Genomic DNA, 9,004 nt, shown 5'->3' with positions numbered 1-9,004 from the left:
CGGGACCTCGATACTGTCGGTGTTCGGCATCACGCTGCCGGCCTTCCGCGTCGCCGGCGGCTTTCTCTTGTTCTTCATCGCCTTCGAAATGGTGTTCGAGCGCCGCCAGGACCGCAAGGAGAAGATCGGCGACGTCGCCATCACCAAGGACATGATCCACAACATCGCCGCCTTCCCGCTGGCGATCCCGCTGATCGCCGGCCCTGGCGCGATCTCGGCGACCGTGCTGTTGTCGGGACATTTCGAAGGCTTTGCCGCGCAGGCAGCCCTGGTCGGCATCATCTTCCTCTGCCTCGTCATCACCTATCTGGTGTTTGTGCTGTCGGAACGCATCGACCGCATCCTCGGCCAGACCGGCCGCTCGATTCTGACCAGGTTGCTCGGCGTGATCCTGGCGGCCTTGGCGGTCCAGTTCGTGGCCGACGGCGTCAGGGCGCTCATGGCAGCCTAAGAGGCTGCGAAGCAGCCCACCTACTGCCCTACTGCCCTACTGCCCTACTGCCCTACTGCCCTACTGCCCTACTGCCCTACTGCGCCCCCGTCTCGACCACCTCGAAATCATGCGTGATCGTCGCCGTCTTCGCCATCATCGCGCTGGCCGAGCAGTATTTCTCGATCGACAGGTCGATCGCCCGTTTCACCTTGTCATGCGAGAGCGCGCGGCCCTTGACGATGAAATGCATATGGATGCGGGTGAACACTTTCGGGTCGGTCTCGGCCCGGTCGGCGTCGAGCTCCACCACGCAATCCTCGACCGCCTCGCGGCCTTTCTCCAGGATATGCACGACGTCATAGGCCGAGCAGCCGCCGGTGCCGATCAGCACCAGTTCCATCGGGCTCGGCCCAGGCGTCTTGCCATCCGGCCCATGCGCCGTGCCCAGCACGACCTTATGGCCGCTGCCGGATTCGCCGACAAAGGTGCGTTCCTCGACCCATTTGACGCGTGCTTTCACGGTGGTCTTCCTTGAGAAATTCCGGTCCGCGCTAAGGCCTGTTGAGATTCAGGTCAGGCCGCGCAGAAAATGGCGGGTTCCGAGAACCGGCCTACGCCGGCCGAAGCCCTCACAAGTGTCCCGCTCTATGAAGGTTACTGCCGGCGAAGGATGGATGGCTAAGCGGCAAAGGCCGCGAAGGCATGCCATGGGATTGGAGGCGGCGCCGACGGAAGCGGTCCGAGCGACATCGCCTTCCTCTAAACGACCATGTCGAGACGCTTAGAACGGGATCTCGTCATCCAGCTCCCGCGACGCGCCGCCGCCCCCGCCGCCCCTGGAACCGCCGCCACCGCGGCTGAAACCTTCGTTCGGGCCCGACTGGCCGAAATCGGAACCACGGCTGCTGCCGCCTGAATAGTTACCGACCTGGCCGCTACCGCCCTCGCCGCGCGCGTCGAGCATCTGCAGCTCGCCACGGAATTTCTGCAGCACCACCTCGGTCGTGTAGCGGTCATTGCCGGTCTGGTCCTGCCATTTGCGGGTCTGCAGCTGGCCCTCGACATAGACCTTCATGCCCTTCTTCAGATACTGCTCGGCCACCTTGGCGAGCTGGTCGTTGAAGATGACGACATTATGCCACTCGGTCTTTTCCTTGCGCTCGCCCGAATTCTTGTCGCGCCAGCTTTCCGAGGTGGCGATGCGGATGTTGACGACCGGATCGCCGGAATTCAGGCGGCGGATTTCAGGGTCCGCCCCGAGATTGCCGACCAGAATGACCTTGTTGACGCTACCCGCCATCGTACTTCTCCGCGCTCATCCGAAACAAATTTTAAGTCGCTCACCTTACAGCCTCAGGGCCGCCCACGCCCGTAAAGGCTGGCTTTTCCCACAAGGTTTTTGTTCCTCTTTCGTTCTAGCATAACCGATGCTTCTGTCAAGGAATGTCAGCAAGAGGTAGTGTCCTGGTGTGGGAAACGAAAGGGGATATCTCCGAATGAACACCCTGACACATGAGGATCAGCCGCGCGAACTTTGGCGGACCGGAGTGGAGACGCGGATGCGTGTTGCCGCCGCCAACGGCGCGGCCGAGCTTTGCATATTCGAACAGTGGGTCGAACCGGCAACCGGGGCGCCGACCCATTCGCATTCGGTGGAGGAAGTGCTGACAGTGATTGCCGGCGAGGCCGAAATGTGGATCGAAGACAGGCGAGCAGTACTGACTGCGGGGCAGTCGCTGATCATCCCGGCGCATCGCAGGCATGGCTTTCGCAACATTGGGTCCGGCATGCTCCGCATCCATGCCGTGCTCGCATCGCCGATCTTCGAAGCAAGCTTCGACGGAGCCGCGAATCCGGTGAAGCGCTGGACATCATAAAAACAGCGCTTGCCAAATCTATAAGTATCGACTTATGCTTTCCGCATGATCGAAGCAGAGATTTTCCGGGCGCTCGCCGACCCCACCCGTCGCGCCGTCTATGAGCGGCTGACCGCCAGCGAGATGACAGTGACCGAGCTGCGCGCCGGCATGAGCGTGTCGCAGCCGGCGGTCTCGCAGCATCTCGCCATTCTGCGCGGCGCCGGCCTGGTGGTCGAGCGGCGCGCTGGCCGCAACGCCTACTACCGCGCCGATCCGCAGGGGCTCGACCCGCTGCTCGGCTGGATCGAACGCTACCGCGCCTTCTGGCCGGAAGGCATCGAGAAGTTGAAGACGGTTCTGAAGGGAATGGCCCAATGACCAAGGCAGAGAATCCGACAGCGGCAGAGGCCCCGCTCAGCTTCGAATGCGAGCTTGCCGATCCGCCGGAAAAGGTCTGGCGGGCGCTGACCGAGCCGGAACTGCTGGCCGCCTGGATGATGCCGAACGACATCAAGGCGGAAGCTGGCAGCTGCTTCACCTTTGCCGGACCGGATGCGCCGATCGAATGCGAGGTGCTGGAAGCCGAGCCTGGCCGGCTGCTGCGCTATTCCTGGCGCGAGCGGCCGGCCGACAAGGATGCCGACCAGCTTCCCGCCTTTGACAGCATCGTCACCTTCACGCTGGCCCGGACAGCCTCCGGAGGCACGCATCTTCGGATCGTGCATGATGGCTTCGTGCCGGTGGCTGAGCCTGTTCTGGCCATTGCCGGCGCCGGCTGCGGGCTCTCGCTTTATGCGCGCAAGACCCCGACCGCGGCCAATGCGCCCTGCATGATGCTGCGCGCGGCCTGATAAGAGGAAACCCGTCATGAGCATTGCCAATCTGGTGCCGATGGTCATCGAGCAGTCGAGCCGCGGCGAACGTTCCTTCGATATCTTTTCGCGGTTGCTGCGCGAGCGCATCGTCTTCATCAATGGCGAGATCAACGACAATGTCTCGGCGCTGGTCTGTGCCCAGCTGCTGTCGCTGGAATCCGACAATCCCGACAAGGAGATCTCGCTCTACATCAACTCGCCCGGCGGCATGGTGACCAGCGGCTTCGCCATCTACGACACGATGCAATACATCTCCTGTCCGGTGTCGACGGTCTGCATGGGCTTCGCCGCCTCGATGGGCTCGTTTCTCCTGATGGCGGGCTCCCCGGGACGCCGCATCGCGCTGCCCAACACCAGGATCGTCCTGCATCAGCCGCTTGGCGGTTTCCAGGGCCAGGCTTCCGACATCCAGCGCCACGCCGAGGACATCGTGCGCACCAAGCAGCATATGACGGAGCTCTACGCCAGGCATTGCGGCCGCACCTACGAGGAAGTGGAGCGCACGCTCGACCGCGACTACTTCATGAGCGCCGCGGAAGCGAAGGACTGGGGCCTCGTCGACCACGTGTATGACACGCGCAAGAAAGCGGCCTGATATAGCGGAGTAGGCGCGCGGCAATTTGATCGCCGCGCGTCTGGCATCGCTTCAGCCGCGTCCCTATAGTCCGCGCATGATCAGGTCCGTTCAGTCCAGACATTTATGCGCCGCCCTCGCCGCTCTTGCCGGCGCCTTGATGGCCGGCACCGCACTGGCCGACGACAGCCAGTCGCAGAAACTGCCCGGCGTCAGCGGCGACTATCGCATCGCCAAACCGGCGCCGCAGCCGGAACCCGATGACGCGCAGCCCGCCGGCAGCGACGGCTCGTTCAAGATCGGCAACACCGATGTCAGGATCGGCGGCAGCATAACGATCGACATGGCAACGGGCGGGATGAAGCTACCGAACCACTGATCGCGGTCGCGGGTTGAGCGCCCCACAAAATGTAAGCCCCATCCCTGCTGTGCAGACGGATGGGGCTTCATGGATCTGAAATCCAACTTTGGCCGGGAGTGGACTGCCGGCGTTCTGTTTCGGATGCAACGCGGCGTTCAGCCGACGATCCGACTATGGTCTCTGATTGTAGGGAATCGGCAAGTCACGGTTTGTCGGGCCGGCGTTTCAAGTCTGCCCTGGCACTTATGCCCGCCGCGGCTCCATCTCCGTGTGGAGCCTCAAGGGACTGTCCGGTGGCGTCATGCTCCGCTCCTGGGTCCGTTGCGACAATGTCGTTCGAAGCGCTAATCGCTATCGCCTGCGGCGTCTCGCAGGCCGCCTGTTGGGCGGCGAGGCCATCGAAAGACAGCCGGCTTCGTTGACGCCTTTGAGACTGCCCCCGTGAGTCGCCGTCGTCAACCGTTGAATAGCCGGTTACCGAAAAATGTGATCGCCGGGAGGTTACGTGCGGGTAAGCCGAGTGGCTCGTGGATCGACGAGGCGGGCATCGGCGACACTTGTCTTCACGAGGCTTCGAGCAACTGTTTGCACAGCGCATGACGCGAATGTTTCCACAACGCTTTGTCAGGAGCGTGTTCGGCCTTTGTTCTTTCCGCTTGCCCGCTCGCGCGAAAGGCGGTTAAACCCATAATCGGCTTGTTCCGTCGAGATTGTGGCGTCTCTCGACGTGGCGGCAAAAATACCTACATAGGGGATGGCCGGGACAAACCCGCCCAATCCAGCAAATTCCAGATCTGAGGCGGCGACCGGCGATGGCCGACCATAAATATCTTTCCATTCGCGGGGCGCGCGAACACAATCTCAAGAACGTCGATCTCGACCTGCCGCGCGACAGCCTGATCGTCATGACTGGACTGTCGGGCTCCGGCAAGTCGTCGCTCGCTTTCGACACCATCTATGCCGAGGGCCAGCGCCGCTACGTCGAAAGCCTGTCGGCCTATGCCCGGCAGTTCCTAGAGATGATGCAGAAGCCGGATGTCGACCAGATCGACGGCCTGTCGCCCGCCATCTCGATCGAGCAGAAGACCACCTCGCGCAACCCGCGCTCGACGGTTGGCACCGTCACCGAGATCTACGACTATATGCGCCTGCTTTTCGCGCGCGTCGGCATCCCCTATTCGCCCGCCACCGGCCTGCCGATCGAGAGCCAGACGGTCAGCCAGATGGTCGACCGCGTGCTGGCGCTGGACGAAGGCACCCGCCTCTATCTGCTCGCGCCGATCGTGCGCGGCCGCAAGGGCGAATACCGCAAGGAACTGCTCGAGCTGCAGAAGAAGGGTTTCCAGCGCGTCAAGGTCGACGGCACCTTCTACGAGATCGCCGACGTGCCGGCGCTGGACAAGAAGTACAAGCACGACATCGACGTCGTCGTCGACCGCATCGTCGTGCGCGGGGACCTAGCCACCAGGCTCGCGGATTCGATGGAGACGGCGCTGAAGCTCGCCGACGGCCTTGCTGTGGCCGAGTTCGCCGACCGGCCGCTCGACTCCAGCCTGACCGGCGAGGACTCGGTCAACAAGTCGAAGAACGAGACGCATGAGCGCATCCTGTTCTCGGAAAAATTCGCCTGCCCGGTGTCCGGCTTCACCATTCCCGAGATCGAACCGAGGCTGTTCTCCTTCAACAACCCGTTCGGCGCCTGCCCGACCTGCGACGGCCTCGGCAGCCAGCGCGCCATCGATCCCAACCTCGTCGTGCCGGACGAGAACGTCTCGCTGCGCGACGGCGCCATCAGCCCGTGGGCGAAGTCGACCTCGCCCTATTACGCGCAGACGCTTGAAGCGCTGGGCAAGGCCTATGGCTTCAAGCTCGGCGACAAGTTCAAGGATCTGAGCGCCCAGGCAAAAGAAGCCGTGCTGCATGGCACCGGCGAGCGCGAGATCACCTTCCAGTATGATGACGGCCTGCGCTCCTACAAGACCACCAAGACCTTCGAGGGCGTGATCCCCAATCTCGACCGGCGCTGGAAGGAAACGGAATCGGCCTGGATGCGCGAGGAGATCGAGCGCTTCATGTCGGCCACGCCCTGCCCCGCCTGCAACGGCTACAGGCTGAAGCCGGAGGCGCTGGCGGTGAAGATCGGCGGCAAGCACATCGGCGAAGTGACCGAGCTGTCGATCCGCAAGGCCGACCAGTGGTTCACCGACCTGCCGGCGCAGCTCAACGACAAGCAGAACGAGATCGCGGTGCGCGTGCTCAAGGAGATCCGCGAGCGGCTGCGCTTCTTGAACGATGTCGGCCTCGACTATCTGACGCTGTCGCGCAACTCCGGCACGTTGTCCGGCGGCGAAAGCCAGCGCATCCGGCTGGCCTCGCAGATCGGCTCAGGCCTCACCGGCGTGCTCTATGTGCTGGACGAGCCGTCGATCGGCCTGCACCAGCGCGACAATGCGCGTCTGCTCGACACGCTGAAGCACCTGCGCGATATCGGCAACACGGTGATCGTCGTCGAGCATGACGAGGACGCCATCCTGCATGCCGACTATGTCGTCGACATCGGCCCGGCCGCCGGCATCCACGGCGGCCGCATCATCGCGCAAGGCACGCCGCAGCAGATCATGGCGACGCCCGCCTCGATCACCGGCAAGTACCTGTCCGGCGAGCTCGAAGTGGCGACGCCCGCGGTGCGCCGCGAAGCCAAGAAGAACCGGCGCATCAAGGTGGTCGGCGCGCGCGGCAACAATCTGAAGAACGTCACGGCCGAAATCCCGCTCGGCACCTTCACCGCGGTCACCGGCGTGTCGGGCGGCGGCAAGTCGACCTTCCTGATCGAGACGCTGTTCAAGGCGGCCTCGCGCCGCATCATGGGCTCGCGCGAGCATCCGGCCGAGCACGACCGCATCGAGGGGCTGGAATTCCTCGACAAGGTCATCGACATCGACCAGTCGCCGATCGGCCGCACGCCGCGCTCCAACCCGGCGACCTATACCGGCGCTTTCACGCCGATCCGCGACTGGTTCGCCGGACTCCCCGAAGCCAAGGCGCGCGGCTACCAGCCGGGGCGCTTCTCCTTCAACGTCAAGGGCGGCCGCTGCGAGGCCTGCCAGGGCGACGGCGTCATCAAGATCGAGATGCACTTCCTGCCCGACGTCTACGTCACCTGCGACGTCTGCCATGGCAAGCGCTATAACCGCGAGACGCTCGACGTGCTATTCAAGGGCAAGTCGATCGCCGACGTGCTCGACATGACCGTCGAGGAAGGCGTCGAGTTCTTCTCGGCGGTGCCAGGCGTGCGCGACAAGCTGGTGACGCTGAACCAGGTCGGCCTCGGCTACATTCATATCGGCCAGCAGGCGACGACGCTGTCGGGCGGCGAGGCGCAGCGCATCAAGCTCGCCAAGGAATTGTCGCGCAAGGCGACCGGCAAGACGCTCTACATCCTCGACGAGCCGACCACCGGCCTGCACTTCCACGACGTGGCCAAGCTGCTCGAAGTGCTGCACGAGCTGGTCGACCAGGGCAACACCGTGGTGGTCATCGAGCACAATCTCGAGGTGATCAAGACCGCCGACTGGGTGCTCGATCTCGGCCCCGAGGGCGGCGACGGCGGCGGCGAGCTTGTGGCATCAGGCACGCCCGAAGCGATCGTGCGCGAGAAGCGCAGCTATACCGGCCAGTTCCTGAAGGAGCTTCTGGAGCGGCGCCCCGGAGGCAAACGCGAAGCGGCCGAGTGATGGCAGGTAGCGGCCTGATCTCCATCGAAAGCCGCTTCGATACCGTCGCGGCCATAGCTGCCGGGATGCAGAAGGTTGTCGCGAGCGCTGCCGGAGTCGACCAATCATGAGGCTGGCCCGCCCCGACGATCTCGCCGGCATCGTCGCGCTGACCACCGAAGCCTATGCGCCCTACACGGCCATCTTCGACGCGCCCCCGATCCCGGTCACCGAGGATTATGGGCCGCGCATCGGGCGCGGCGAAGTCTGGCTGCTGCAAGAAGGCTCGGACCTCGCCGGATTGATCGTGCTCGAGCGTCATGCGGACCACGCCATGATCTTCAGCATCGCCGTTTCGCCGGCCTTCCAGGGCAGGAAGCTCGGCATCAGATTGCTCGACTTCGCCGACAAGCAGGCCCGGTCATGGGGAGTGCCGGAAGTGCGGCTCTACACCAATCCGCGCATGGCGCGGAACATCGCGCTCTATGCGGCGTACGGCTATCGTGAAACGGGTCGCCGCGTCAATCCATACAGACCAGGATGGACATTGGTCGACATGGTGAAGCCCGTCGACCGGGCAGCCTGATAGCAGGTTCAAACGGAGGAGGAAGACGATGACTGCCCAAGGAAAAATCCGCTCCGGCATGGGCGGCTGGACCTTCGAGCCGTGGGATACCTCCTTCTATCCGGAGAAGCTCGCCAAGGCCAAGCAACTGCACTACGCCAGCCGCCAAGTGCCGAGCATCGAGGTCAACGGCACCTATTATTCCAGCTTCAAGGAACCGACTTTCGTCAAATGGGCCGACGACGCGCCGGATGGCTTTGTCTTCTCGCTCAAGGGCAACCGCTTCGTCACCAATCGCCGCGTGCTCGGCGAGGCCGGTGAATCGATGATGCGCTTCCTCGGCTCCGGCGTTACCGCGCTCGGCGACAAGCTCGGCCCAATTCTGTGGCAGTTCGCGCCGACCAAGAAATTCGATGCCGACGATTTCGAAGCGTTCCTGAAGCTTCTGCCCGAGAAGCAGGATGGCGTGCCTTTGCGCCATGCGCTCGAAGTGCGCCACGACAGCTTCATCGTGCCGGAGTTCCCCGCATTGGCGCGCAAATACAACGCCGCGATCGTCTATGCCGACCACGCCAAATATCCGGCGATCGCCGACGTCACCGGCGACTTCGTCTATGCGCGATT

The 9,004-nt window shown here is 63.5% G+C and carries 11 protein-coding genes; 9 read left to right on the top strand and 2 right to left on the bottom strand.

All coding sequences use genetic code 11. The annotated features are described in order from the left end of the window. Positions 1 to 451, top strand: a 451-nt coding sequence (locus EOA24_RS16625; RefSeq protein ID WP_245501805.1) for a MarC family protein, incomplete at its 5' end; no start/stop codon positions are given. Between the two features lie 76 nt (positions 452 to 527). Here EOA24_RS16625 and EOA24_RS16620 read toward each other — a convergent pair. Further along, a complete protein-coding gene (locus EOA24_RS16620) occupies positions 528 to 953 on the bottom strand; it encodes an OsmC family protein (protein ID WP_126082576.1) in 426 nt (141 codons plus the stop codon). 261 nt (positions 954 to 1,214) lie between these two features. Then, a complete protein-coding gene (locus EOA24_RS16615) occupies positions 1,215 to 1,733 on the bottom strand; it encodes a single-stranded DNA-binding protein (RefSeq protein ID WP_126082575.1) in 519 nt (172 codons plus the stop codon). A gap of 196 nt (positions 1,734 to 1,929) precedes the next feature. Here EOA24_RS16615 and EOA24_RS16610 point away from each other — a divergent pair, with 196 nt between their 5' ends. From EOA24_RS16610 to EOA24_RS16575, 8 genes are all read left to right on the top strand, one after another. Continuing rightward, positions 1,930 to 2,310, top strand: coding sequence for a cupin domain-containing protein (locus EOA24_RS16610; protein ID WP_245467041.1), 381 nt, complete (start codon positions 1,930 to 1,932; stop codon positions 2,308 to 2,310). A 45-nt stretch (positions 2,311 to 2,355) separates the two neighbouring features. Continuing rightward, positions 2,356 to 2,670 carry a metalloregulator ArsR/SmtB family transcription factor gene (locus tag EOA24_RS16605; RefSeq protein ID WP_127409912.1) on the top strand — a complete coding sequence of 105 codons (315 nt, stop codon included), beginning with the start codon at positions 2,356 to 2,358 and terminating at the stop codon, positions 2,668 to 2,670. Beyond that, a complete protein-coding gene (locus EOA24_RS16600; RefSeq protein WP_126082573.1) occupies positions 2,667 to 3,143 on the top strand; it encodes an SRPBCC domain-containing protein in 477 nt (158 codons plus the stop codon). Before EOA24_RS16605 ends, EOA24_RS16600 begins: the two co-directional genes overlap by 4 nt. A 16-nt stretch (positions 3,144 to 3,159) precedes the next feature. Further along, positions 3,160 to 3,762 (top strand): ATP-dependent Clp protease proteolytic subunit, encoded by a 603-nt coding sequence (locus tag EOA24_RS16595; RefSeq protein WP_126082572.1) that lies wholly within the window; start codon positions 3,160 to 3,162, stop codon positions 3,760 to 3,762. A 76-nt stretch (positions 3,763 to 3,838) separates the two neighbouring features. Further along, positions 3,839 to 4,120: a hypothetical protein gene (locus EOA24_RS16590; protein WP_126082571.1), complete on the top strand. Its 282-nt coding sequence runs from the start codon at positions 3,839 to 3,841 to the stop codon at positions 4,118 to 4,120. Between the two features lie 794 nt (positions 4,121 to 4,914). Continuing rightward, the gene (gene uvrA / locus EOA24_RS16585) at positions 4,915 to 7,836 is read left to right on the top strand and encodes an excinuclease ABC subunit UvrA (RefSeq protein WP_126082570.1); all 2,922 of its coding nucleotides are present in this window, start codon (positions 4,915 to 4,917) and stop codon (positions 7,834 to 7,836) included. Positions 7,837 to 7,942: 106 nt separating this feature from the next. Continuing rightward, on the top strand, positions 7,943 to 8,401 hold the full coding sequence (locus tag EOA24_RS16580) for a GNAT family N-acetyltransferase (protein WP_126082569.1): 459 nt from the start codon (positions 7,943 to 7,945) through the stop codon (positions 8,399 to 8,401). 28 nt (positions 8,402 to 8,429) lie between these two features. Then, on the top strand, positions 8,430 to 9,004 hold a 575-nt coding region (locus EOA24_RS16575), incomplete at its 3' end, for a DUF72 domain-containing protein (RefSeq protein ID WP_133374531.1).

The sequence above is a fragment of the Mesorhizobium sp. M2A.F.Ca.ET.039.01.1.1 genome, from assembly GCF_003998035.1.
GTDB lineage: Bacteria > Pseudomonadota > Alphaproteobacteria > Rhizobiales > Rhizobiaceae > Mesorhizobium.
The sequence above is the reverse complement of the archived record's forward strand: the minus strand, read 5'-3'. Positions and strand labels throughout refer to the sequence as shown.

Bases quoted from the DNA above. Each gene is read 5' to 3' on its own strand.
- EOA24_RS16580 (WP_126082569.1), top strand. From the start codon at position 7,943: ATGAGGCTGGCCCGCCCCGACGATCTCGCCGGCATCGTCGCGCTGACC.
- uvrA (WP_126082570.1), top strand. From the start codon at position 4,915: ATGGCCGACCATAAATATCTTTCCATTCGCGGGGCGCGCGAACACAAT.
- EOA24_RS16605 (WP_127409912.1), top strand. From the start codon at position 2,356: ATGATCGAAGCAGAGATTTTCCGGGCGCTCGCCGACCCCACCCGTCGC.
- EOA24_RS16600 (WP_126082573.1), top strand. From the start codon at position 2,667: ATGACCAAGGCAGAGAATCCGACAGCGGCAGAGGCCCCGCTCAGCTTC.
- EOA24_RS16595 (WP_126082572.1), top strand. From the start codon at position 3,160: ATGAGCATTGCCAATCTGGTGCCGATGGTCATCGAGCAGTCGAGCCGC.
- EOA24_RS16610 (WP_245467041.1), top strand. From the start codon at position 1,930: ATGAACACCCTGACACATGAGGATCAGCCGCGCGAACTTTGGCGGACC.
- EOA24_RS16615 (WP_126082575.1), bottom strand. From the start codon at position 1,733: ATGGCGGGTAGCGTCAACAAGGTCATTCTGGTCGGCAATCTCGGGGCG.
- EOA24_RS16590 (WP_126082571.1), top strand. From the start codon at position 3,839: ATGATCAGGTCCGTTCAGTCCAGACATTTATGCGCCGCCCTCGCCGCT.